The sequence below is a fragment of the Micromonospora sp. NPDC048835 genome (genome assembly GCF_040649995.1).
GTDB lineage: Bacteria > Actinomycetota > Actinomycetes > Mycobacteriales > Micromonosporaceae > Micromonospora.
Genome location: NZ_JBEZGM010000036.1, coordinates 17,363 through 42,301, shown reverse-complemented (window position 1 = coordinate 42,301; position 24,939 = coordinate 17,363). Strand labels below are relative to the sequence as shown.

The window sequence follows — 24,939 nt, the reverse complement described above, 5'->3', positions numbered from 1 at the left end:
TCGTCGTTCCCCCGGGTTGCAGCATAGAACAGCCACCGATAATCTCGCCTATCAAGATACTCGCTCTTCAAAAGACCCAGAGGTCGCCTGATGTCCGTGTTCACCAGAGTCGCCCGTGGCCGGCTGGCCGCCTGGCTCACCGTGGCCGCCGCGATCGTCGTCGGCGCGGCCGTCTTCGCGACTCCCCAGCCGGACAATCCGGCGCCGGTCTCCGCCACCGGCCTGTCCGTGCAGTGGCAGTCGACCCAGGTGCAGCGTCTGCAGGACCAACTGCCCTCAAGCGACGTGCAACCGGCCATCGTGGTGATCAGCCGCGGCGACGGCAGCGCGCTGACCGAGGCCGACCGGGGCACCGTCGGCGCCCGCGCCGACGGTCTGCGCCGCTTCGCGGTGGGCGGGCAGGTCAGCCCCGCCCAGGTCTCCCCGGACGGCGCGGTCGCCCTCGTCGCCGTTCCACTGGACACCGCAGGTGGGCAGGAGGTCGTCGTCGACACGGTGACCCAGCTGCGCACCGCCCTGGCGGACCTGCCCGACGGGCTGACCGCCGAGGTGACAGGCGCCCCGGCCTTCACCACCGACCTCTCCTCGGTGTTCGACGGCGCCGACGTCACCCTGCTCGCGGTGACCGCCGCCGTGGTCGCGCTGCTCCTGCTGATCACCTACCGCAGCCCGTTCCTGTGGATCGTGCCGCTGGCCGTGGTCGCCGCGACCGAGCAGCTCACCCTGCGCGCGGTGGACGTCATCGTGCCGGGCGTCGGCATCAACCTCCAGCAGGGCCAGGTCACCGGCATCGCCAGCGTGCTGGTCTTCGGCGCCGCCACCGACTACGCGCTGCTGCTCATCGCCCGCTACCGGGAGGAGTTGCGCCGCGAGGAGGACCGGTTCGCGGCGATGCGCGCCGCGCTGCGCCGCACCGCCGAGCCCATCCTCGCCAGCGGCGGCACCGTCGTGCTCGGCGTCCTCACCCTGCTGCTCAGCGAGCAGGAGACCAACCGGGCACTCGCGGTGGCGTGCGCCACAGGCGTGCTCTTCGCCATGCTCTCGGCCCTGTTCGTCCTCCCCGCGGTGCTGGTGCTCTTCGGTCGCGGCCTGTTCTGGCCGTTCGTACCCCGGGTCGGCGGCCCGGTCCGCGAGGGTCGGCTCTGGGGTCGGCTCGGCGCCACCGTGCAGCGCCGCCCGGTGGTGGTCGCCACGCTCGCCACAGTGCTGCTCGCCGGCCTGGCCCTGGGTGGGCTCGGTATCCGTACCGGCCTGTCCGAGACCGAACAGTTCCGGGCCGAGCCCGAGGCGGTGACCGGGGCACAGACCCTGGCGAGGGCCTTCCCGGCCGGCAGCACCCAACCCGTCGCCGTGCTCACCAACCCGGCGGCGGTGCGGGCGGTCACCGACGCCGCCACCGCGGTGCCCGGTGTCGCCTCGGCGCGCCCCGGCGACGCCGGCGCAGCCGTCGCCCAGGTCGACGTGGTCCTCGACGCCGAACCCGGCACCACCGCCTCGGACCGGGCGATCGAGGCGCTGCGCGCGGCGGTGGCCGCCGTCGGAGACTCCGCGCCGCCGGCCGTCACCGGCGCCGACGCCCCGGCCGGGGCGATCGTCGGTGGCTCCGTGGCCGCCACCTACGACTCCGACGAGGCAAACGACCGTGACCTACGACTCATCCTGCCGATCATCCTGCTGCTTGTCGGCGCCGTGCTGGTGCTCCTGCTGCGCGGCCTGCTCGCGCCGCTGCTGCTGGTGCTCACCGTGATCGCGTCGTTCTTCGCCAGCCTCGGGGCGGCCTGGCTGCTCTTCGACCACGTGCTGGGCTTCCCCGCCCTGGACAGCGGTGTGCTGCTGCTCGCCTTCGTGTTCCTGGTGGCGCTCGGGGTGGACTACAACATCTTCCTGGTCACCCGCGCCCGAGAGGACGCCCGCAGCGCCGGCACCCGCGCCGGGATGCTCTCCGCCCTGCGGGTCACCGGCGGCGTGATCACCAGTGCCGGGGTGCTGCTCGCCGCGGTCTTCGCCGTGCTCGGCGTGCTACCGCTGATCACCCTGACCCAGATCGGCATCATCGTCTGCATCGGTGTCCTGCTCGACACCCTGCTGGTCCGCACGGTCCTGGTGCCGGCGCTGGCGTTCCTGCTCGGCGACCGCTTCTGGTGGCCCGGCCGCATCGCACGCGACCCGGCGGAGACCACCGCGGCGGCACCGGAGCCGGTGGCCGCTCCCTAGCCGGGTTCGACCGGGCGGCGGTCCGTCGGCGACGGCCGCCCGGCCTGGTCCACCGGCGGTTGACGGTCCCCCACCGCCCGGTCCCGGGTCGCCCAGGCGACCATGAACACCACCGTCCAGAGCACCCCGAGCAGCACCCCCGCGGCGGTCCCACTCGCCGTGTCCGACCCGAGGTAGAGCCGCGCGCCACCGATTCCGAGCACCCCCGCCGCGGCGGCGGTCCAGACGGCCACCGCCACCGGCCAGTGGGAGCTGCGCGACACCAGCCAGGCCAGGGTGCAGAAGCTCGCCGCGACCAGGGCGTTCTGGGTCGAGAGCGGGCCCACCTCCGCGCCGCCAGGAGCGGTCCCGTCCGGGCCGGTCAGCTCGGCCACCACGGCCAGCACCACGAGCGGCACGAACGCGCCCACGGTCCCGACCACGCTGAGCAGGTCCGCCCGCCAGGGCCGGTTACGCCACGCCAGCACCGCCGCCACCAGCGCCACCAACACGATCAGCACCGACCCGCGGACCACCGACACCACGACGAACGTGGCGTCGGCGGCGCCCGGGGTACGCCGCGCGGCGAACCACCCCGCGATGGCGCCGTCCAACGCGGCCAGCCCACTGTTGCGCACCGCCACCGCGAGCAGACCGGCGATGGCGAGCCCGGCGGCGAAGAGCAGCAGCAGACCAGCGGCCAAATTGAGCAGCAGCGTCCAGGCGGGGCCGATCCGCATGGCCACCAGGAAGAACAGCACCCCGTAGCGGGCGGTGAGCCACCGCACCGGGGGCAGCGCGCCGGCCCGGGACAGCAGCGCCCGCACCGGGTCGGGATTACGACCCAGCCACCGACCGGCGAGCACCACACCCACCAGACCGGCCAGCAGCAGGAACGCCACCCCGGTGGCGCGGCCGAGCAGCCGGGAGACCGTGTCGTACGACTCACCGGCGAGGTGACCGAGCAGCACCGAGCCGCCCACCCAGGTCACCACCCCGGCCAGGTTCCACAGGACGAAACGCCGGTACGGCATGCCGGCCGCACCGGCCAGCCGGGGCACCAGGGTGCGGGCGAAAGCCACCCACCGGGCAGCGAAGACGCCCCGACCACCCAGTCGGGCGAGCATGGCGTCGGCACGGGCCCACCGCTGCGGCCCGACCCGGTGACCCAGCCCGGCGCGCAGCCGAGGGCCGTACCGCCGCCCGGCGCGAAAGGCCAGCCCATCGCCGAGGACCGCCGCGACGATCATCGCGAGCAACGCCGGCCCGAGCCGCAAGGTACCGTTGTAGGTGAGGAAGCCGACGAGCAGCAGGGTAGCCTCACCCGGCACGAGCAGGCCGAAGATCACCGCGGTCTCGCCCGCCACGATCAGCGCGGCGACCAGGTAGATCCACACGGTGGGCAGACCCTGCACCCAGGTCAGCAGGTCGTGCACTCAGGCCCCCGGGACACGGGAGCCAGCATGCCAGCCGGGGGAACCACCGGCACAGCGGTTTCACCATAGATCAGGGGCACCTGGGGGTGACCCCGACGCAGCCTGCGCGAGCGCAGGCGGAAGGATAGAGGGTATGCAGCTTCGCACCGACCTCCGCAACGTCGCCATCATCGCTCACGTCGACCACGGCAAGACCACCCTGGTCGACGCCATGTTGCGGCAGGCCGGCGCGTACGGCGCACGCGGCGAGAACACCGAGCGGGTGATGGACTCCGGTGACCTGGAGCGGGAAAAGGGCATCACGATCCTGGCCAAGAACACCGGTGTGCGCTACCTGCCGGCGGACGGCTCCGACCCGGTCACCATCAACATCATCGACACCCCCGGCCACGCCGACTTCGGCGGCGAGGTCGAGCGCGGCCTGACCATGGTCGACGGTGTGGTCCTGCTCGTCGACGCCAGCGAGGGCCCACTGCCGCAGACCCGCTTCGTGCTGCGCAAGGCGCTGCGGGCCCGGATGCCGATCATCCTGGTGATCAACAAGGTGGACCGTCCGGACGCCCGGATCAAGGAGGTCGTGGACGACACCTACGAGCTCTTCCTCGACCTGGACGCCGACGAGGAGCAGATCGACTTCCCGATCGTCTACGCCTGCGCGCGCGACGGCATCGCCTCGCTGACCCAGCCCGCCGACGGTTCGGTGCCGGACGACAGCACCTCCCTGGAGCCGCTGTTCCGCACCCTGCTGGACACCATCCCGGCGCCCGCGTACGAGGACGCCGCACCGCTGCAGGCGCACGTCACCAACCTGGACGCCTCGCCGTTCCTCGGCCGCCTCGCGCTGTGCCGGGTCCGTCAGGGCACCATCAGCAAGGGTCAGACGGTGGCCTGGTGCCGCACCGACGGCAGCACCCAGCGGGTCCGCATCTCCGAGATGCTGATGACCGAGGGCCTGGAGCGCAAGCCGGCCGAGACCGCCGGCCCGGGCGACATCATCGCCGTCGCCGGCATCCCGGAGATCATGATCGGTGAGACCCTTGCCGACGTCGAGAACCCGGTGGCGCTGCCGCTGATCACCGTCGACGAGCCGGCCATCTCGATGACCATCGGCACCAACACCTCGCCGCTCGTCGGCCGGGTCAAGGGCTCCAAGGTCACCGCGCGGATGGTCAAGGACCGGCTCGACAAGGAGCTGATCGGCAACGTGTCGCTTCGCGTCCTGCCCACCGAGCGTCCGGACGCCTGGGAGGTGCAGGGCCGCGGCGAGCTGGCGCTTGCCATCCTGGTCGAGCAGATGCGGCGGGAGAGCTACGAGCTGACCGTCGGCAAGCCGCAGGTCGTCACCAAGGAGATCGACGGCAAGACCTGCGAGCCGGTCGAGCGGCTGACCATCGACGCCCCGGAGGAGTACCTGGGTGCCATCACCCAGCTCCTCGCCACCCGCAAGGGCCGGATGGAGCAGCTGGTCAACCACGGCACCGGCTGGATCCGGATGGAGTGGCTGGTGCCGGCGCGTGGCCTGATCGGCTTCCGCACCGAGTTCCTCACCGACACCCGGGGCACCGGCATCCTGCACCACGTCTTCGAGTCGTACGAGCCGTGGTTCGGTGAGCTGCGCACCCGCAACAACGGTTCGCTGGTCGCCGACCGCTCCGGCGCGGTCACCGCCTTCGCGATGATCAACCTGCAGGAGCGCGGCCAGCTCTTCGTCGACCCCACCACCGAGGTGTACGAGGGCATGATCGTCGGGGAGAACTCTCGCTCCGACGACATGGACGTCAACATCACCAAGGAGAAGAAGCTCACCAACATGCGGGCGTCGACCTCCGACGAGACCGAGAAGCTGATCCCGCCGCGCAAGCTCTCGCTGGAGCAGGCCCTGGAGTTCTGCCGCGAGGACGAGTGCGTCGAGGTCACCCCGACCGCGGTGCGCATCCGCAAGGTGGTCCTCGACCAGCAGCTACGGGGCCGCGCCGCCGCCCGCCGCAAGCACGCCGGCTGACCCACCAGCACCCGGCACCGGGCGCGTCGACCGTTCGCGGTCGGCGCGCCCGTCCGCTTTCCCACCCGGGTACGCGGGCCGCCCGCCCCCCGGTCCGCTACGGTCACCGGCATGACCTGGGATGATCTCGACGCCCACCTGGACCGGGTGCCCGGCACCGTCTCCGCGTACGTGGGGCGACTCGACGCCCCGCCGACCTGGACCCGCCACCCGGACGCCGGCCACTACGCCGCGAGCACCATGAAGGTCGCGGTACTCGCCGCGCTGCACCGCGCCGCCGAGGCCGGCACCCTCGCCCTGGACGCCCCGGTCCCCGTCGTCAACGACTTCGCCTCCGCCCAACCCGGCGCACCCCGCTTCGCCTGCGCGCAGCACTACGACAACGACGACGCGGTCTGGGACCGCCTTGGCGGCACCGCGTCGCTGCGCTGGCTGGCCGACCGGATGATCGTGCGCTCCAGCAACCTCGCCACCAACCTCGTCCTCGGCCACGTCGGGCTGCCCGCCGTCGCCGAGGTCTGGGCGCTCGCCGGCGCCCGCACCAGCGTCACCGGCCGCGGCATCGAGGACTTCGCCGCCCGAGAGGCCGGCATCACCAACACGGTCACCGCCGCCGACCTGGCCGCCCTCCTCGGCGCCCTGGCCACCGGGGCCAGCGCCCCCGGCCAGATCGCCTCGCCGGCCGCCTGCACCACCATGCTCGACGTCCTGCTCGCCCAGGAACACCGCGAGGACCTCGCCGCGGGCCTGCCCGAGGGCACCCGCATCGCGCACAAGAACGGCTGGGTACGCGGCGTCCGCCACGGTGCCGGCGTGGTGCTGCCCGACGACGCCCCGCCGTACCTGATCGCCGTCTGCACCACCACCGACCTGGACAGCGGCGACGACGTGGAGGACGACGCCTGCCTGCTGCTCGCGCATGTCTCGGCGCAGGTCTGGGCGGCCCGCCACCGGCTCTGACCGACGGCCCCGGTGCCCTCACTCCAGCAGCTGCGCCCGCAACGCGCCGAGGTCGGCGTCGGTGAGCCCCAGCCCGTCGCGCAGGTACGCGTCGAACGAGCCGTGCACCCGACGCACCTCGGCGTAACCGGCGTCGAGGTACTCGGCGCGGACCTCGAGCACCGGCAGCACCGCCTCGACGTCCAGCTCGGGGTTGCGCCGACGCATCGCCTCGACGATCACCGCCCGCAGGCTCTCGGTCAGCTCGTTGTTGCGCAGGTAGTCGGCACGGATCGCCGCCTCGTCCACCCCGAGCGCCGTCAACAGGATCACGGTGAGCCAACCGGTGCGGTCCTTGCCCGCGGAGCAGTGGTAGACAAGCGGCAGGTTCTCCGGTCGGGTCGCCAACCGCGCCGCCGCGACGAACCCGACCCGCGCCGACTCACCCGTGACGAACCAGCGGTAGATCGCCGCCATCGCCTCCGCGGTGCCCTGCCGGGCCAGCTCCGCGTACGCGTCCAGGTCGTGACCGAGCAGCACCGCCGAGACGTACGTGAACACCGGGTGCTCCGGATCGTGCACCGGCAGACGCACCACCCGTGGCTCACCGGCGAGCCGGTCCTGCGGGGCGACCGCGATCTCCGTGCCGTCACGCAGATCGACCACGCACGCCGGCCCCAACTTCGCCAGCACCGGCAGGTCCTCGTCGGTCAGCCGACCCAGCGCCGGAGTGCGGACCAACTGGCCGACACGCACCCGCCGCCCCTCCGCGCCGACGAGCCCACCCAGGTCACGCGCGTTCGGCGCACCCACCAGCTGCCAGCCCTGCCCGCTCATCCGGTCTCCCCTCCGAAGGTGAACCTCCGTATAGGGTGCCTGACATGACGATCTCGGCGGTACGCACCCACCGGGTTTCCGCACCCTTACACACCCCGTTCGTCACCGCGCTGCGCCGTACCACCACAGTGGACACCCTGGTCGTCGAGCTGGTCGACAGCGACGGCCGCTCCGGCTTCGGCGAGGCGCCCCAGGTCTGGCAGGTCACCGGCGCGTCGGTGGCCGGTGCACAGGCGTGTGTCGGCGAGCTGATCGGCCCACACCTGATCGGCCGTGACCCGGACGACCTGGTGACCCGTTGCGCCGAGGTGCAGCGCGCGGTGGTCGGCAACGAGGCCGCGAAGGCGGCGGTGGACGTCGCCCTGCACGACCTCGCCGCGCGACGGTTGGGCGTACCCCTGGTGCGGTTGCTCGGGGGCACCACGCTGCGGGTCCCGACGGACGTCACGCTCGCGGCGGGCGACGCGGTGGACCTGGCGGCCGCGGCCCGTCAGCGTCAGGCCGACGGCTTCGGCGTGCTCAAGTTGAAGGTCGGCACCGACGCGGCAGGTGACCTGGACCGGGTGCGGGCGGTCCGGGCCGCCGTCGGGCCGGGTACCCGGATCCGGCTGGACGCCAACCAGGGCTGGACTCCGCGGGAGGCGGTCCGGGTGATCCGCGGCATCGAGGACGCCGGGCTCGACGTCGAACTGGTCGAGCAGCCGGTCGTCCGTTGGGACCTGGACGGGCTGGCCTGGGTCAGCGACCGGGTGTCCGTGCCGATCCTGGCCGACGAGGCGGTCTTCGGGGTCCGTGACCTGGTGGAGGTGATCCGTCGCCGGGCCGCCGACCTGGTCAACGTCAAGCTGGCCAAGTGCGGTGGCCTGCACCCGGCCCGCACCCTGCTCGATCTGGCCACCGCCTACGGGCTCGGCACGGTGGTCGGTTCGATGATGGAGAGCCAGGTCGGCATCGGGGCGGCGGCGAGCCTGGTCGCCGCGTACGGCACCACGGCGGTGGCCGACCTGGACGCGGCCTGGTGGCTGGCGTGGTCACCGGTGCAGGGCGGCATACGCTACGACGGGGCGTCCGTGCTCCTGCCGGACCTTCCTGGCCTGGGCATCTCCGGAATAGCTGAAGCAAAGGTGCAGTCTCGCAGTTGATGCTCGTTGGTTTCTTTCATATGGTTCCCCCGGGACGGCCGACACGATCTGGGGGTTGACGTGGAGCTGCAACCGGGCCGAGAGGCCGTCGTCCGAGTCGCCGTGGCGACGCTGTGGACCTCCCCCGAGGCGGTCCGCCCGGTCGACGGCCCCGCACTGACCGCAACCGCTGACATCCCGACCTGGGTCTCCGGGATGGACACCGACCAGCAGGTCGGCGACTGCGTGCTGAGCCAACTCCTGCTCGGCGAACGGGTCCTCGTCAGCGAGCTGCGCCCGGACGGCTGGGCCCGGGTCGTCGCCGTCGAACAACCGGCGGCCAAGCTCGACGCCCGCGGCTACCCGGGCTGGCTCCCCACCGAGCAGGTGACCGCTCTCGACCCGGCCCACACCGACACCTGTCGACCCCTGGTGGTGGACGCCACGGTCACCGGGCTGCACTCCGCCCCGAACGGGCCGGTCGAGCTGCCCGGCGTGGTCGTCGGCACCCGTCTCGTCCCGGCCGGCCCCGCGCACGAGGGCTGGCGTCCGGTGCACGTCCCCGGCCGACCCACGCCGCTCTGGCTACCCGACGACCACCTCGTGCCGACGTCGGCCGCGTCGCCGACCGCCGAGCAGGCGCTCGCGGTGGCACACCGACTGCTGGACGTGGCCTACATCTGGGGTGGCCTCTCCGCACACGGCATCGACTGCTCGGGCCTGGTGCATCTGGCCTGGCGGCGGTTCGGGGTGCTGCTGCCGCGCGACGCCGACGACCAGGCCGTGGCCACCACGCCGCTGCCGTTGGGCGCGGAACGCCCCGGCGACCTCTACTTCTTCGCCCGCCCCGGCCGCACGATCCACCACATCGGGATCGTCACCGCCCCGCCCGACGACGGCGGCCAACGCCGGATGCTGCACGCCTGCTACCGGCGGCGACGGGTCATCGAGGAGCAACTGCCGGCCGATCGGACCGCGACCCTCGTCGGCGCGCACCGGGTCGGGCCGGCCGGGCGCGTTCCCGCACCCGGCCGGTAACCGCTCAGCGTCGGGCGTCGGCCAACTCTCGGCGCCGGTCCCGGGAGGACTTGATCAGGCTGGCGGCGGTGGCGATGCCCAGGGTGCCGATGATGACCAGCAGCGACAACCAGATCGGGATGTGTGGCGCCCAGCCGACGTGCTCGCCACCGTTGACGAACGGCAGGTTGTTGTCGGCCAGCGCCTCCAGCACCAGCTTGACCCCGATGAAGCCGAGCACGACGGCCAGGCCGTAGCTCAGGTAGATCAACCTGTCGAGCAGGCCACCGAGCAGGAAGTAGAGCTGACGCAGGCCCATCAGCGCGAAGACGTTCGCGGTGAAGACCAGGTAGGGCTCCTGGGTGATGCCGAAGATCGCCGGGATCGAGTCCAGAGCGAAGATCAGGTCGGTGGTGCCGATCGCGATCATCACGATCAGCATCGGGGTGAACAGCCGCCTGCCGCCCGAGTGGGTGGTGAGCCTCGCCCCGTCGTAGTCCTTCGAGATCGGCAGCGCCTTGCGGCTCCACCGGATCAGCACGTTCTCGGAGAACTCGTCCTCGTCCGGCTCACCCTGACGGGCCAGGTTCACCGCGGTGTAGATCAGGAACGCACCGAAGATGTAGAAGACCCAGGAGAACTGCGTGATCAGCGCCGCACCCGCGGCGATGAACCCGCCCCGCATCACCAGCGCCAGCACGATGCCGACGAGCAGCACCTTCTGCTGGTACTGCCGAGGCACCCCGAAGCGGGCCATGATGATCACGAAGACGAAGAGGTTGTCCACCGAGAGGCTGTACTCGGTGAGCCAGCCCGTGTAGAACTGGCCGGCTGCACTGGCCCCGGAGGTCAACCAGACCCCCGCGCCGAAGATCAGGGCAAGGCCGACGTAGAAGGCGACCCAGAGGCTCGACTCCCGCACACTCGGCTCGTGCGGGCGCCGACCAATGATCAACAGGTCGACGAGCAGAACCGCAGTCAGTGCGACGAGCGTTCCCGCCCACACCAATCCGGACACGTCCAACGTTCAATCCTCCGGCAGACACGCGGCGTCGGGCACACCGTACGCCCCCGCGAGGGCCGGTGTGCCGCTGTCGCTCACTCTGGTGACTGTCGGAGGTCTCTTCCGCCGTCGCCCCCGACCGGGGGCGACGACCTACGGGGCCGGGTCGGGCCGCCGTGGTTCCGGCGATCGACCGTGCTGACGACTCCGTTGCGGGGGAATACTCCCCTCCTCGGTGACCATTGTTGCCCACCACTGCCCGTGATCACACCCCGGGCACCCGGTGGCGTCGACCACCGGTGCCCGGGGTCACACCGGCTATAGCTTCCTAGGAGGCTAGTGCAGGTCGGGGGCGACGATCGGGTCGGCGAGCGACCAGCCGGCGGCGAGCAGGTCGTCGCAGGCGCGCACCGCCCGGGCCAACCGCTCGGCGTGCGACCCGGTCAGCTCCACCACCGGCACCCCGCACCCCGCCAGCTCGGCCCGGAACCGCTCGGTCATCCAGGCCCGCAGGTGCTCACCGTCGCGCAGCCCGTCATCGGTGAACGGCACTCCCCGGTGATCCGTCAGCAGGTACAGCGCCGGCCGGCGGGCCGCCGCCCGCACCTGCGCCGAAGCGCTGCCCAGGTAGCGCTCCTCCCACACCGCCGTCGCCCGCGCATCGGTGTCGCAGACCAGCAGAGGACCACTCGCCCGGGCCGCCGCGTCCTCGGCGGCCTGCTGCTCGCGGACCACCGCGCGGAAGTCGTCGGAGTCCCAGGTGACGTCGAAGACCGTCGCCTCCGGCGTCCGTTCGCGCAACCGGGCCAGCTTGCGGGCGGTCAACTCCCGGCCGTACTCCGGCACCCAGGACGTCCCGTAGTGCTCCGCGAGCGCCGCCGCCATCGTCGTGGTCCCGGTCGACTCGGCCCCGACCACCACCACCCGCCGGACGAACCACGCCCGCACCGGCGGGCGCAGCCACCGCCAGTGCCCCGCCGGGTCCGCGCGCACGGCCGTCCCGGACACCGGCACGGTCCGCCGATCCGGATCCACCGACACGGGTACGGCGTCGAAGCGGCGCGCCAACTCGGTGCCGTACGCCTCCGAGGAGAAGACCGCGTCGACCGGCCCCGATCCGACCGCCTCCCGGAACACCGCGCAGTGCGCGTCCCAGACGGCCGGGTCGGTGTAGTCCACCGGGTGGTCGTCGTACCGGCCGACGAAACGTACCCACGGCGTGTCCGCGTGCGCCTCCCGCAACCAGTCGAGGCGCAGTCGCAGCGGAATGGACTCCCGACGCGAGGGCGCCACGACGACGGTGACCTCGGCGCACCGTGCGGCGGCGGCATCGATCAGCGCGTGGTGCCCGGCGTGCGGTGGATAGAACTTGCCCACCACCATGCCGTGCCCGAACTCCGGAGACCGCGCCAGCCGGCGCGCGGTCGGCTGCCCCGGCTGGCGCGCGGTCGGCAGGTGCCCTGCCGTGTCGGCGCTCATGCGCTGACCGGGGCCGGACCGGGCGGGACCGGCGTCGCTCCGGCGGTCTCGCGCAGGTCGGCCCGCCAGGCACGCAACCCGAGCACGCACAGGGCGAGGAAGACCAGATAGAGGACGGCGGTCAGGTGCAGTCCCTTGTACGCGTACAACGGGATGTAGATCAGGTCGGCGGCGATCCACAGCCACCAACTCTCCACCCGCTTGCGGGTCTGCCCGTACGTGGCCAGCAGGGACAGTGCCGTGGTCAGCGCGTCCGGCAGCGGCACCGTCGAGTCGGTGGCCCGGTCCAGCAGTACCCACAGCACCCCGGTGAGCAGCACCCCGGCCACGGCCAACGCCAGCCACTCCGACCGCCCCGTTCGACTCACCGTGAGTCGGGTACGCCGCTCACCACCGAACAGCCAGTGCCACCAGCCGTAGCAACCGAGCGCGACGTAGACGACCTGGAGCCCCGCGTCGGCGTACAGCCCGGCGGTCCAGAACAGCAGCATGAGCAGCAGCACGTTGGCGATGCCGACCGGCCAGTTGGCGATCTTCTGCCGGGCCACGAGCCACACGTTGAGCACACCTGTCGCGAACCCCAGCAGCTCCGCCCAGGTGGTGCCGGTACCGGCCACCCGAAACGCGGTGCCGGTGAGCCAGTCAATGATCACGACGCCACCATAGGGTCGTCGGCGACGCCGGAACAGACCCCGCGAAACCGCCGGCCCCGACCGCCGTGGGAGGCTGTCCGACATGGTGCTTGAGGTCGCGTTGATCGACGTACTACCCGGACACGAGGACGCGTTCGCCGCCGCGTACGCCGAAGGTCACCCGGTGCTCGCCGGTGCGACCGGTTGCCGGTCCGTGCGGATGACCCGAGGAATCGAGTCACCGACCCGTTTCGTGCTGCTCGTCGAATGGGACTCGGTCGAGGCGCACGAGCAGAACTTCCGGGCCACCGACCGGTTCGAGCAGTGGCGCGCCCTGATCGGGCCGCACTTCGCGGGGCCGCCGGTTGTCGAACACTTCCTCGACGTACCGGCCTGAGCCGAACTGTCGTACCCCGCGGTTATCGTGCCGTGCGCACGCGCCGGCCGCCGGTCCCGACGGGCTCGGGGGCGCCGGGCCCGATGGCCGCGCGGCGCGCCACCGTCAGCCGTTACTCGCCGACGCGGCGGGCCAGCACGGTGACCGTCTCCTCAGGTGACAGCGCCGCGCCAAGCAGCGCCTCGGTCATCCGCTCGTAGCGGTCGACGTCGAGCACGGTGGCCAACCGGACGTCGGTGGTCAACGCCTCCAGCATCACCGTCCGCGGGTCCGCCGGATCGGGGAAGGCATAGCAGGAATACGGTGTGAGCGGGTGCAGCCCGCCACCGGCCACACCCCGTGGCAACAGTCGCACGGTGACGTGGGACAGGCCGGTCACGGCGACCAGGTGCCGCAGCTGTTCCCGCCACACCGCCACCGGCAGGTCACCCGGGTCGCAGACGGCCTCGGCGAGCACCGCCGTGTACCGCGGCGGGTAGGCCCTGCGCAGCACCTCCTGCCGCAGCGCCCGGGCGCGCACCTCGGCCTCCACATCGACCTCCGGCGTGAGCTGGGCCCCGGCCGCGACCAGCACCCGGGCGTACGCGGGTGTCTGGAGCAGCCCCGGCACCACCGACGGCTGATACTCCACGATGTCGGCGGCACCCGCCTCCAACTCGGCGTACGTGCGCTGCCGTTCGCTCATCTCGCCGAGCGTCTTCCACCAGCCACGACTGGTCGCCGCGTCCCGGGCGATGACGATCAGCGCCTCCCGGGCCGGCGTCGGCACCTTGTAGACATCGAGCAGGTCGAGCACATCGGCGAGGTCCGGACGGCTCTGACCCAGCTCGATGCGTGACAGCTTCGACGTCGAGGCCCAACCCAACCGGTCGCAGACCTGCTCCAGCGTCAGCGACTCGCGCCGACGGAGCTGGCGCAGCTCTGCGCCCAGACGTGCACGTCGTATGACAGGACTTGTTGGCAGCGGCATCCCGGCCTCCCCACCGAGGGAGACTACGCAGGACGGTCACCCAGTGCAATAGTTCGCTCGCGCACCGCAATCAGGGTATTCGACGTCCTCCCCGTTTTCGACCGCCGGCCTGCGCGGTAATCGCCGCCCCGCGCCCCGCGCCCCGCGCCCCGCGGCCCGACGGGACAGGCCAGTCTGACGCGCACCCGGCGTCTTGTCCCGGCCCGACCCTCGCAACACCGAAGCCGGTGGCCGCCGGCCGGCTGACCTCGGTCGCCAGCTCGTCGATGGCGGCAAGGTCCGGCTCGGTGGACACCACGGCCGGACCAGGCGTCACCACCCGCGGTCGCTGTGGAGCTGATGTCGCAAACGATTCGGCCGTCAGCGACACCCGGTCGAGGGACGACCGAGCGAACAGCCGGAGGGACAGCGCCCAGGTGTGACCCGTACGCGGCCGTGATGCCACGAACGATTCAGCTCCAAAGGACCCCACCACCTACCCGCACCCGGTTCCCCACCACCTACCCGCACCCCGGCCTCTCACCACCGACGAGCCCCCGGCCCACGCCGGCCGGGCATCAGGTCAGAGCGCTCCCGTGTGGGCACGTTCGCAACGCGCGTCAGCACTGTTCGACCGGGTTGTGCCAAGTGGAGACGGCATGCGAGCCGGTACGGGCTCAGGGTCGCCAGGTGCCGAAGGACCAGACGTTGCCAGCAGGTCGCGGGCGGACATCGGGGCGCCCGGTGACCGTCTCGCCGTCCGTCACTTCACGCCGGCGGCGTCCATGCCGCGCAGCTCCTTCTTCAGGTCGGAGACCTCGTCGCGGATCCGGGCCGCCAACTCGAACTGCAACTCCCGGGCGGCGGCAAGCATCTGGTCGTTGAGCTCCTGGATGAGCTGGGCGAGATCGGCGCGAGCCATCCCCTCCCGCGAGGTGGTGGTCGCGGCGGACCGGCTTCGGCTGCGGGTCTCCTTGACCGGCGCCTTGCCCCGCGACAGTTGGCGCACCGCACCCCCGACCCGGGAGTTCTCGGTGTCCTCCGCCTCGCGGTAGATGTCGTCCAGGATGTCGTGGATCTTCTTGCGCAGTGGCTCCGGGCTGATGCCGTTGGCCTCGTTGTGCGCGATCTGCTTGGCCCGACGCCGATCGGTCTCCTCGATCGCCGACGCCATGGACGGCGTGATCTTGTCGGCGTACATGTGCACCTGGCCGGAGACGTTACGGGCGGCCCGCCCGATGGTCTGGATCAGCGACCGGCCGCTGCGCAGGAAGCCCTCCTTGTCGGCGTCGAGGATCGCCACCAGTGACACCTCGGGCAGGTCCAGACCCTCACGGAGCAGGTTGATGCCGACCAGCACGTCGTAGTCACCCTTACGCAACTCGCGCAGCAGCTCCACCCGGCGCAACGTGTCGACCTCCGAGTGCAGGTAGCGCACCCGGATGCCGTTCTCCAGGAGGTAGTCGGACAGGTCCTCGGCCATCTTCTTGGTCAGCGTGGTGACGAGCACCCGCTCGTCCCGGTCGGTCCGCAGCTTGATCTCGTGCATCAGGTCGTCGATCTGGCCCTTGGTCGGCTTGATCACGACCTCCGGGTCGACCAGACCTGTCGGTCGGATCACCTGCTCGACGAACTCACCCTGGGCCTGCTCCATCTCCCAGGTGCCGGGGGTTGCCGAGAGGAACACCATCTGGCCGACCCGCTCCAGGAACTCGTCGAAGCGCAGCGGCCGGTTGTCGGCCGCGCTGGGCAGCCGGAAGCCGTGGTCGATGAGCATGCGCTTGCGGGAGGCGTCGCCCTCGTACATGGCGCCGATCTGCGGAATGGTCACGTGCGACTCGTCGACCACGGTCAGGAAGTCGTCGGGGAAGTAGTCGAGCAGGGCGTGTGGCGGACTGCCGGGCAGCCGCCCGTCCATGTGCATCGAGTAGTTCTCGATGCCGGAACAGAAGCCGACCTGTCGCATCATCTCGATGTCGTAGGTGGTGCGCATCCGCAGCCGCTGCGCCTCCAGCAGCTTGCCCTGCCGCTCCAGCTCGGCGAGCCGCTCGGCCAACTCGACCTCGATGTCGCGGATCGCCCGTTCCATCCGCTCCGGACCGGCCGCGTAGTGCGTGGCCGGGAAGATCACCAGCTGGTCGACCTCGCGGACCACGTCACCGGTCAACGGGTTGAGGTAGTAGAGCTTCTCGACCTCGTCACCGAACAGCTCGATGCGGATCGCCAGCTCCTCGTACGCCGGGATGATCTCCAGGGTGTCACCGCGGACCCGGAAGGTGCCCCGCTGGAAGGCCATGTCGTTGCGGGTGTACTGGATGTCGACGAGCTGGCGCAGCAACTGGTCGCGGTCGAACTCCTGCCCGATCTGCATGCGGACCGCCCGGCTGAGGTACTCCTCCGGGGTGCCCAGACCGTAGATCGCCGAGACGGTCGCCACCACGATCACGTCACGGCGGGTGAGCAGCGACATCGTCGCCGAGTGCCGCAGCCGCTCCACCTCCTCGTTGATCGAGGAGTCCTTCTCGATGTAGGTGTCGGTCTGCGGGATGTAGGCCTCGGGCTGGTAGTAGTCGTAGTACGACACGAAGTATTCGACCGCGTTGTGCGGCAGCAGCTCGCTGAACTCCTTGGCCAACTGCGCGCAGAGCGTCTTGTTGGGGGCGAGCACCAGGGTGGGGCGTTGCAGCCGCTCGATCAACCACGCGGTGGTGGCGCTCTTGCCCGTGCCGGTCGCGCCGAGCAGCACGGTGTTACGGTCGCCGCGCCGGACGCGACGCTCAAGGTCGTCGATGGCCGCCGGCTGGTCGCCGGCCGGCTGAAACTCACTGACGACCTGGAAGCGGCTGTCCAGCCGAGGAATGTCGAGCGCCATGCCATCAACGGTACGCCGCAGGTCCGACAGGAACGGCCGTCACGCCAGGTACGTGATCGGCTTCAATATTCCCATTGTGTGGCCCATGTCACCGGGACTACCCTCTTCATGTAGGCCGCTCGCGGCGGCCGACCGGGCCGGCGGCCAGGCCAACATCACGGCCGGTCGTCCCCGGCACTGCGGTCGCAGCACCCGGCTCGTCCGGCGTGCGCACCGGTGTGGTCGCGCTCACGGCGCAGACCGGCCGCCGCGAGCGCCCCTGCTCGTCACCCCCGTGCCTCCCCACCCGTTTCACACCCGTGGACACCTCCCCGACTCCGGCGCCCGACGCCGACCGCACCGCCACCTCGCGCACCGCCGCCGACCGCACCGCCACACGGCGCACCGCTGCCTCCCGCACCGCCACCTCGCGCACCGCCGCCGACCGCACCGCCACCACGTCGCGCACCGCCACGTCGGGCACCACCTCCAGCGCCGCCACCTCCCGGCCGGGCGGCACGAGCACCGGCAGCCGCCCCGGGGGCCGTGGCGACGACGGCTCAGCCAGCGACAGCGACACCGCCGGCGCCGGCGGCCCGGCCCCGAACGGCCGCCGGCGGCGTACGGTGCTGCTGCTGCTCGGTCTGGCGGCGGTGACGTCCGCGACAGCGTTGGTGCTCGGGCTGTTGAGCTGGGCACCCGACCCGCCCGAGCCGGCCCGACCGCTTACCGTCGCCGAGGGCGAGCGGCTGGCCGCCGTACGGGTCACCAACCTGCGGGACCTGCGGGCCGGTGTACGCGTCACGGCCGGCACCGGCGCCGCCCGCCTCGAACTGGTGGGCTGGGTGGACTGGTCCCGGTCGCTGCTCTACCTCGACGTGGGCGGTCCCGGCGCGGGTGCCGAGCGAGGGTTGGTGCAGCAGAGCGGTCCCGTGTTGGTGATCCGGCCCGACCCGGCGGCGGTGCCCACTCCCGCCGCACCACCACTGGTGCCCCCGACGGATCGGTGGCGGCTGCACCGGATGGCGCCCGGGGCGCACCTGGGGCCCGTGCTCGACCTGCTCCTCGGCCTCGCCGCCGACCGCCCGGAGGTGATGGGGACGGCACCGCCGAGCGGGACGCGCTGGATCGCCCGGGAGACCGTGGCAGCCGGCCCGCTGGACGTCATACAGGCACCACTGCCCATTGGCGTGCCAGCCGCCGGCACCGCGCCCGGCATCCGCGGCGCCGCGAAGCCCGCCCCGGGCGGACCGGCCCGGTACTGGCTCGACCAGGACGCCCGGCTGCACAAACTGGTGACCGAGTTGCCCACCGCCGGCCCGGTCACGGTGATCTTCAACCGGGCGGACCGGCCGACGCTGCGGCCGGTGGACGCACTCGGTGGCCGGCCCGGCCTGCCCCGCGCCCTGACCGACGCCGAGCAGCGTCGCCTCGACCGGCTGCCGGTCCGGCTCCGCGCCCAGCGGGGCGCCACGGTGACGCTGACCGTGCCGACGGGCACGGACACGAACCTGCGGGGCGCCGGCTGGTTGAGCTGGACCGCGCGTACCGCGTACCTCGCGGTCTCCGACCTTGGCGTACCGGATCGCCGGACCCTGCTGCGACGCGACGCCGCCGGTCTGGCCCGGGTGGACCTACCGGCGGCCAAGGCCGGCGGCGGCACGGCGGAGGCGCCGGCCCGGCCGCCGCTGCCGCCCCCGGCCGGAGCCTGGCGGGCCACCCGAGCCGGCGGGGACGACCTCGGCCTGCTCGTCGACGCCGCGGTGAGCGCCGGGACGGTCGGGCACCGCGGCGCGGCCGTGCGGGTACGCGAGGACATCACCGCCGGGCGGACCGTGGACGTCGTCGAGTCGGGTCCGGCCGACGCGCGGCTGCGCTACTGGATCGACCGGGACGGGTCGCTGCGCCGCCTCGAGATGCGGACCGACGCCGGCGCATGGGCGAGCCTGGACCTCCACCCCGCCGTCGTGCCCCGACTGGCTGCCGACCCCCGACGCTCCGCGGCGCGACAGTCAGCCCCCCGCTCGTCGGCCCCTCGGTCGTCGGCCCCTCGACCCGGTGCCCGCTGACCTCAGGGGCGCCAGGCGGTCTGCGCGGCCCACTGCTCGGCCCGCAGATACTCCTCGTCGAACCACGGATCGCCGGCCGTGCCGGTAGCCCCCGCCGCCGGCGCCGCGTCGACAAGGTCCCGCTTGAGCAGCAGGTACGCGGCCCGCCGGTCCGGGTCGGCACGCAGGTGGTCGCGCAACAACAGCGCATACCGCCAACCCGGCGAGTCCGCCACCCGCACGTGCAGACGAACCGGGCGGGCCGGGTCGGCACTGCCGTGCAGTCGCTTCTGCCACCGGCCCCTGCCGGCCGGGCGCGGATCATCCCACCACTGCCCCGGCACCCTCGGGAACCCTGCGCCGGCCAGCCGATCGGCGAGCGGCCCGTCGGCGTCGGCGAGACTGGAGACCGCCACCTGCACGTCGATGACGTTCTGGGCAGCCAAGCCCGGCACCGCCGTCGAACCGATGTGGTCGATCCGCAGGGCGTCCGCGCCGAGCGCGTGCTGGATCCGGGCAGCCAACCGCGCGTACTGCTCCGGCCAACTCGCGTCGGCCCCGGCCACCTCGACCGGAGCAGGCGGAACCACCCGCCGCTGACGCAGGTTGTCCTCGTAGGGCACCAGCCGCTGCTTCCAGAGCGCGTCGACGGCGTCGTGCAGCTCCGTCAGACTCCCGTCGTTGGTCAGCACCACATCCGCCACCGCCCGGCGGCGGGCGTCGTCGGCCTGGGCGGCGATCCTGCGCTCGGCCTCCTCGCGACCCATCCCCCGGTCGCGCGCCAACCGCTCCAGTCGGGTCGGCACGGCCGTCTGCACCACCACCACAAGGTGGTACGTGGGCGCCAGACCCACCTCGACCAGCAGCGGTACGTCGTTGACGACGATCGCGTCGGGTGCCGCCGCGGCGACCAACTCCGCGGTGCGGGCCCGCACCCGGGGATGGGTGATCGCCTCCAGCCGCCGGCGAGCAGCCTCGTCGGCGAAGACCACCGCGCCCAGCGCCGCACGGTCCAGTGCGCCGTCGGCATCCACCACCGCGTCGGAGAAGGCGGCAACGATCTCGGCCAACCCGTCCGTGCCCGGCGCCACCACCTCCCGAGCCACCCGGTCGGCGTCGACGAGCACCGCGCCCCGCTTCACGAGCCGCGCAGCCACCGCGCTCTTGCCCGACCCGATCCCGCCGGTCAACCCCACCCTCAACACCCGAACAGTCAACCGGATCCACAAGCCCGCCGCCAAACCCACCCACAGCCCAGCGACCTCGCCACACCACACCTCGGTGCTCAACCACCCCCAGCCCAGCCCGGCGCCCGCTCACCCCGCGCGCCACACCCCCGCGCGTCGTGCCCCGCGCCCAAGATCCTCACAACATCAGGGATGGGGCTACCTCCGACACGCGCGAGACAGCAACATCCCTGATGTTGCGCGGATCTTGACGGCGAACTCCGCCCCGGAGACGCCGGAAGCGGGGTTCGGGACGCCCACAGCCGCCGAGATCGTGCTCGAACCAGGATGTAGTGGTGTGCGGTGGTAGGAAGACCCCTACATCATGGATCGAGCACGATCTTGGCGGACGGCGGACGGCGGACGGCGGACGTCGGACGGCGGACGGCAGACGGCGGACGGTGGCGACAGGCGACAGGCGGTGGGCCGCAGTCGGTGGCCGGCAATTGGTGGGCGGCGGCGACAGTCGGCGGGCCGTGTGGCGGATACGGCGAAGGCCCCGCCCCCGACGATCCGAAGATCGCGGAGACGGGGCCCGTCGTCGTTCAGTCGTTCAGCGGATCACTTACCGCCGGCGAGCTTCTCCCGCAGAGCGGCGAGCGCCTCGTCGGTGGCCAGCGTGCCGGCCGGCTCCTCGGCCTGCCGGCTCGGGGCCGGGCTGGACGAGGAGGTGGTGCCACCGCCACCGCTGCCGCCAGCGGCCGGGACGGCCGGAGTCGGGTTGGCGGCAGCCTCGGCGTCGGCGGCCCGAGAGGTCTGCACCTGCTTGGTGTGGGCCTCCCAGCGCAGACGAGCCTCGGCGTACTGGTTCTCCCAGGTCTCGCGCTGCTTGTCGTACCCCTCGAGCCACTCGCCCGTCTCCGGGTCGAAGCCCTCCGGGTAGATGTAGTTGCCCTCGGTGTCGTACGTCGCGGCCATGCCGTAGAGGGTCGGGTCGAAGTGCTCCTCGCCCTCGACGAAGCCCTCGTTGGCCTGCTTGAGCGACAGCGAGATCCGGCGGCGCTCGAGGTCGATGTCGATGACCTTGACCATGACCTCGGAGCCGACCTGGACGACCTGCTCCGGGATCTCCACGTGGCGCTCGGCCAGCTCGGAGATGTGGACCAGGCCCTCGATGCCGTCGTCCACCCGGACGAACGCACCGAACGGAACGAGCTTGGTGACCTTACCCGGCACGATCTGCTGGATCGCGTGGGTGCGGGCGAACTGCCGCCACGGGTCTTCCTGGGTCGCCTTCAGCGACAGGGAGACGCGCTCGCGGTCCAGGTCGACGTCCAGGACCTCGACCTCGACCTCCTGGCCGACCTCGACGACCTCGGACGGGTGGTCGATGTGCTTCCAGGACAGCTCGGAGACGTGCACCAGACCGTCGACGCCGCCCAGGTCCACGAAGGCGCCGAAGTTGACGATCGAGGACACGACGCCCTTGCGGACCTGGCCCTTCTGCAGCTTGTTGAGGAACTCGGTGCGCACCTCGGACTGCGTCTGCTCGAGCCAGGCCCGGCGGGACAGGACCACGTTGTTGCGGTTCTTGTCAAGCTCGATGATCTTGGCCTCGAGCTCCCGCCCGACGTACGGCTGCAGGTCGCGCACACGACGCATCTCGACCAGGGACGCGGGCAGGAAGCCGCGCAGCCCGATGTCGAGGATGAGGCCACCCTTGACCACCTCGATGACCGAACCGCGGACGACGCCGTCCTCGTCCTTGATCTTCTCGATCGTGCCCCAGGCCCGCTCGTACTGTGCCCGCTTCTTGGAGAGGATCAGACGACCCTCCTTGTCCTCCTTCTGGAGGACCAGGGCCTCGATGTGGTCGCCAACCGTCACAACCTCGGCGGGGTCCACGTCGTGCTTGATCGACAACTCCCGAGAGGGGATGACACCCTCGGTCTTGTAGCCGATGTCGAGCAGGACCTCGTCCCGATCGACCTTGACGACGGTGCCTTCGACAATGTCGCCGTCGTTGAAGTACTTGATGGTCTCGTCGATCGCGGCGAGGAAAGCCTCCTCGGAACCGAGATCGTCGTGGGTGACCCGGGTGGCGCTCGAGGGGGCCTCGATGCTGCTCGTCATGTGGGCGGTTGCTCCGGTCGGTGGGTTGTCACAGCAGGCTGGTGTGTCGCAGTGACCTGTTCGCGCCAGCGGATCCGTCGCCGGGCACACCGAACGATCGCCTAGTGAGATCATGATGTGGCTCCGTCGACCGCGCACCTGCTCCCTGCCGAGGCAACGCGATCCGCGAGCGCATCGTCTAGCCTACCGTGCGCATTACCACAGCGTGCAAGCCCTCCCGGCTTCTCTACGTGCGATGACCTGCGAAAGCCGAACAATCGCCAGGAAACCACCCCTCCTGTCTCGTGCGTCACAGCAGACCCAGACACCCCACCGGTGCGCCTGCTCGACCCGGTCTGCTGGATACCGGCGCGCCCCACCGGCACGGGCCACGCACCGATCAGGGCCGCTGCCCAGATCTTCGCCGTGCCGCCGTACCCGATGGGGGGTTTGGGGCCTAGCGTGAGCGCGTGGATGACGACAGCCGGGTCACCCGGCGCCGGGTGGGTGACGCCGAGGCCCGGCGCGCCAACCGCGGCTGGTGGGACACCGACGCCGACGACTACCAGGCCGAACACGGTGCGTTCCTCGGCGACGTGGACTTCGTGTGGTGCCCCGAGGGCCTGCGCGAGGCCGACGCCCGGCTGCTCGGCGACGTGTCGGGGCGGCGGGTGCTGGAGGTGGGCGCCGGCGCCGCGGCCGCCGCCCGCTGGCTCGCCACCCAGGGCGCCCGGCCGGTCGCCTTCGACCTGTCCGCCGGCATGTTGCGGCACGCCGCCAAGGCAGCCGACAGCACCGGGGTACGCGTTCCGCTGGTGCAGGCCGACGCGCTCGCCCTGCCGTTCGCCGACCGGTCGTTCGACGTCGCCTGCACCGCGTTCGGCGCGATCCCGTTCGTGGACGACTCGGCGGCGCTGCTCGCCGAGGTGCACCGGGTGCTGCGCCCGGGCGGCCGGTGGGTGTTCTCGGTGACCCACCCGATGCGGTGGATCTTCCTCGACGACCCCGGCGAGGGCGGGCTGACGGCCGTGCACTCGTACTTCGACCGCTCCCCCTACGTGGAGCAGGACGAGGACGGCGTGGCGACCTACGTCGAGCAGCACCGCACCCTCGGCGACCGGGTCCGCGAGCTGGTCGGCGCCGGGTTCCGCCTGCTGGACCTGGTGGAACCGGAGTGGCCGGAGGGACACGAGGGGATCTGGGGGCAGTGGAGCCCGCTGCGCGGACGACTCTTTCCCGGCACCGCCATCTTCGTCACCGAGAAGCCCGCGGGGTGAGCGCGTCGCACCCGCAGGCCGACCTGCGACCCCATCGATCGCCGGTGCACGTCCACGCGTAACGGATCGGCGACCGGGTGGGGCCGGGCGGTGAGCGGCAGTACGAGCAGGTCGCCGACGGTGCCGACGCGATCGAGCTGACCGAACCGTTCGACCTGAGGCAGCCGGTCGCCGAGCCCACCCCGTAGCCGTTTCTTCCCGGCCGGGTCGGGTAGCCGAGGACCATGGCCGAACAGAGATTCCACCAGGGCGACCGTGTCTCCTGGTCGGCCCATGGCAGCCGCGCGTACGGCGTGGTGCAGGGCACGATCACCGAGCGGACGCGGATTCGCGGGCGGGCTGTGAACGCGGCCCCCGACGACCCGCAGTACCGGGTCCGCAGTGACGGTACGGGCCGCGACGTCGCCCACCGACCCGAGGCGCTGCGCCATGAGCAGAGGTGACGACGGCCGGGACACCTACCGGGAGTTCACCGAGGCGGTGAACATGAAGCCCGGTGAGCTGTCCACCTGGCTGGAGACGGACGAGTCGAAGCAGGTCGGCTGGCACAAGGGCGGTCACGCCGGCGGCGGCGAGTCCGTCGGGCACGAGTCCGGCCGGAAGATCATCAACCTGCTCCGCCGCAAACGCGGTGACCTGTCCGAGGGGGACTACAGGCACATGCGCAAAGTGGTCGGCTACGTACGCCGACACATGGCGCAGCGCCCCTCCGGCGACGTCCGCGACACCAAGTGGCGCTGGTCCCTCATGAACTGGGGCCACGACCCGCTGAAGTAGGCGGACCGCTCCCACGGCCTTTCCACGCCGGATCCGCACAACTTCGCTGCGGGTGTCGGATCCGCCGTACGGCGCCGACCGCCCCGCCGACCTGCGCCGCCGACCGCGGTCCGATCCATGATGTAGGGGTCTCCGCGCCACCGCACACCACCACATCCTGGTTCAAGCACGATCTTGGCGGCTGTGGGCCTCCCGAACCCCGCTCCCGGCGTCTCCTGGCGCGGAAGTCGCCGTCAAGATCCGCGCAACATCAGGGATCTTGCTGCCTCGCGAGCGCCGGAGACAGCAACATCCGGGAAGTTGCTCAGACCTTGGGCCCGGGACACAGGGCACAGGGTGCGGGGCGCAAGTCACGGGGCACGGGGCACGGGGCACGGGGTGCGGGGCGGGAGTGTGGGGTGGGGGGTGGGAGGTGTGGAGGCACGGGTCGGGTGAGCGCTCCGCTTGGTCTATCCGGTGCCCGCCCACGCCTGGTGCCGCGACCACGGCGACCGAGTCAGGGGTTCCGGGGCAGCCCGACCCACGCAGGGATCAAGCCTGACCGCCCGGAGTGGGTCGGGCTGCCCCGGAACCCCACACCGCGCCGCCCAAAGCCGCGCCGCCCGCTCCGGAAGCCCCACAGCGCGAATCACCCACGGAACCCACGGCGCAACCACCCACGGAACCCCACACCCCGCGAAACCAACAAGAACCAACCAGACGA

The 24,939-nt window shown here is 71.9% G+C and carries 19 protein-coding genes; 10 read left to right on the top strand and 9 right to left on the bottom strand.

Translation table 11 applies throughout. From position 1 onward, the window contains the following. Positions 1-90: 90 nt before the first annotated feature. Entirely contained in the window at positions 91-2,214 is a 2,124-nt protein-coding gene (locus AB0C15_RS29030; RefSeq protein WP_357357235.1) for an efflux RND transporter permease subunit, read from the top strand. Here the strand turns inward: AB0C15_RS29030 and AB0C15_RS29025 are convergent. Beyond that, positions 2,211-3,629: a DedA family protein gene (locus tag AB0C15_RS29025; RefSeq protein WP_357357232.1), complete on the bottom strand. Its 1,419-nt coding sequence runs from the start codon at positions 3,627-3,629 to the stop codon at positions 2,211-2,213. The two genes, AB0C15_RS29030 and AB0C15_RS29025, sit on opposite strands and share 4 nt — an antisense overlap. 133 nt (positions 3,630-3,762) lie before the next feature. Between AB0C15_RS29025 and typA the strand changes: the two genes are divergently transcribed. Beyond that, positions 3,763-5,631, top strand: a complete 1,869-nt coding sequence (typA, locus tag AB0C15_RS29020) for a translational GTPase TypA (RefSeq protein ID WP_357357230.1) — start codon at positions 3,763-3,765, stop codon at positions 5,629-5,631. Positions 5,632-5,742: 111 nt separating this feature from the next. Next, positions 5,743-6,591 (top strand): serine hydrolase, encoded by an 849-nt coding sequence (locus tag AB0C15_RS29015; RefSeq protein WP_357357228.1) that lies wholly within the window; start codon positions 5,743-5,745, stop codon positions 6,589-6,591. Between the two features lie 18 nt (positions 6,592-6,609). On the opposite strand, the gene AB0C15_RS29010 is transcribed toward AB0C15_RS29015, so the two are convergent. Further along, entirely contained in the window at positions 6,610-7,407 is a 798-nt protein-coding gene (locus AB0C15_RS29010; protein WP_357357226.1) for a tyrosine-protein phosphatase, read from the bottom strand. Between the two features lie 44 nt (positions 7,408-7,451). Here AB0C15_RS29010 and AB0C15_RS29005 point away from each other — a divergent pair, with 44 nt between their 5' ends. Together AB0C15_RS29005 and AB0C15_RS29000 are read left to right on the top strand one after the other, a co-directional pair. After that, the gene (locus AB0C15_RS29005) at positions 7,452-8,549 is read left to right on the top strand and encodes a dipeptide epimerase (protein WP_357357224.1); all 1,098 of its coding nucleotides are present in this window, start codon (positions 7,452-7,454) and stop codon (positions 8,547-8,549) included. Between the two features lie 60 nt (positions 8,550-8,609). After that, the gene (locus tag AB0C15_RS29000; protein ID WP_357357222.1) at positions 8,610-9,566 is read left to right on the top strand and encodes an NlpC/P60 family protein; all 957 of its coding nucleotides are present in this window, start codon (positions 8,610-8,612) and stop codon (positions 9,564-9,566) included. Positions 9,567-9,570: 4 nt separating this feature from the next. On the opposite strand, the gene AB0C15_RS28995 is transcribed toward AB0C15_RS29000, so the two are convergent. The 3 genes from AB0C15_RS28995 to pnuC all read right to left on the bottom strand — a co-directional run bounded on the left by AB0C15_RS28995 (position 9,571) and on the right by pnuC (position 12,680). Continuing rightward, positions 9,571-10,569 carry a TerC family protein gene (locus tag AB0C15_RS28995; protein ID WP_357357220.1) on the bottom strand — a complete coding sequence of 333 codons (999 nt, stop codon included), beginning with the start codon at positions 10,567-10,569 and terminating at the stop codon, positions 9,571-9,573. Positions 10,570-10,884: 315 nt separating this feature from the next. Further along, positions 10,885-12,027, bottom strand: a complete 1,143-nt coding sequence (locus AB0C15_RS28990; protein WP_357357218.1) for an AAA family ATPase — start codon at positions 12,025-12,027, stop codon at positions 10,885-10,887. Continuing rightward, complete coding sequence (pnuC, locus tag AB0C15_RS28985; protein ID WP_357357216.1) at positions 12,024-12,680, bottom strand: nicotinamide riboside transporter PnuC; 657 nt, start codon at positions 12,678-12,680, stop codon at positions 12,024-12,026. Before pnuC ends, AB0C15_RS28990 begins: the two co-directional genes overlap by 4 nt. A gap of 82 nt (positions 12,681-12,762) precedes the next feature. Between pnuC and AB0C15_RS28980 the strand changes: the two genes are divergently transcribed. Beyond that, positions 12,763-13,056, top strand: coding sequence for an antibiotic biosynthesis monooxygenase family protein (locus AB0C15_RS28980; RefSeq protein ID WP_357357214.1), 294 nt, complete (start codon positions 12,763-12,765; stop codon positions 13,054-13,056). Between the two features lie 112 nt (positions 13,057-13,168). On the opposite strand, the gene AB0C15_RS28975 is transcribed toward AB0C15_RS28980, so the two are convergent. Together AB0C15_RS28975 and uvrB are read right to left on the bottom strand one after the other, a co-directional pair. Further along, positions 13,169-14,026 carry a helix-turn-helix transcriptional regulator gene (locus AB0C15_RS28975; protein WP_357357211.1) on the bottom strand — a complete coding sequence of 286 codons (858 nt, stop codon included), beginning with the start codon at positions 14,024-14,026 and terminating at the stop codon, positions 13,169-13,171. Between the two features lie 742 nt (positions 14,027-14,768). Further along, on the bottom strand, positions 14,769-16,877 hold the full coding sequence (gene uvrB / locus AB0C15_RS28970; RefSeq protein ID WP_357357209.1) for an excinuclease ABC subunit UvrB: 2,109 nt from the start codon (positions 16,875-16,877) through the stop codon (positions 14,769-14,771). Between the two features lie 299 nt (positions 16,878-17,176). On the opposite strand from uvrB, the gene AB0C15_RS28965 reads away from it, so the two are divergent. After that, a complete protein-coding gene (locus tag AB0C15_RS28965; protein WP_357357207.1) occupies positions 17,177-18,925 on the top strand; it encodes a hypothetical protein in 1,749 nt (582 codons plus the stop codon). Positions 18,926-18,927: 2 nt separating this feature from the next. Here the strand turns inward: AB0C15_RS28965 and coaE are convergent, their stop codons facing one another. Both coaE and rpsA read right to left on the bottom strand, forming a co-directional pair. Next, positions 18,928-20,109 carry a dephospho-CoA kinase gene (gene coaE / locus AB0C15_RS28960; protein ID WP_357357204.1) on the bottom strand — a complete coding sequence of 394 codons (1,182 nt, stop codon included), beginning with the start codon at positions 20,107-20,109 and terminating at the stop codon, positions 18,928-18,930. A 582-nt stretch (positions 20,110-20,691) separates the two neighbouring features. Next, complete coding sequence (rpsA, locus tag AB0C15_RS28955; RefSeq protein ID WP_357357202.1) at positions 20,692-22,203, bottom strand: 30S ribosomal protein S1; 1,512 nt, start codon at positions 22,201-22,203, stop codon at positions 20,692-20,694. Between the two features lie 449 nt (positions 22,204-22,652). On the opposite strand from rpsA, the gene AB0C15_RS28950 reads away from it, so the two are divergent. The 3 genes from AB0C15_RS28950 (at position 22,653) to AB0C15_RS28940 (ending at position 24,236) form a co-directional block, all read left to right on the top strand. Continuing rightward, complete coding sequence (locus AB0C15_RS28950) at positions 22,653-23,459, top strand: class I SAM-dependent methyltransferase (RefSeq protein WP_357357200.1); 807 nt, start codon at positions 22,653-22,655, stop codon at positions 23,457-23,459. A gap of 224 nt (positions 23,460-23,683) precedes the next feature. Beyond that, the gene (locus AB0C15_RS28945) at positions 23,684-23,902 is read left to right on the top strand and encodes a DUF2945 domain-containing protein (protein WP_357357198.1); all 219 of its coding nucleotides are present in this window, start codon (positions 23,684-23,686) and stop codon (positions 23,900-23,902) included. Further along, positions 23,889-24,236: a DUF3140 domain-containing protein gene (locus AB0C15_RS28940; RefSeq protein ID WP_357357196.1), complete on the top strand. Its 348-nt coding sequence runs from the start codon at positions 23,889-23,891 to the stop codon at positions 24,234-24,236. The genes AB0C15_RS28945 and AB0C15_RS28940 overlap by 14 nt, the downstream gene beginning before the upstream one ends. Positions 24,237-24,939 lie beyond the last annotated feature (703 nt).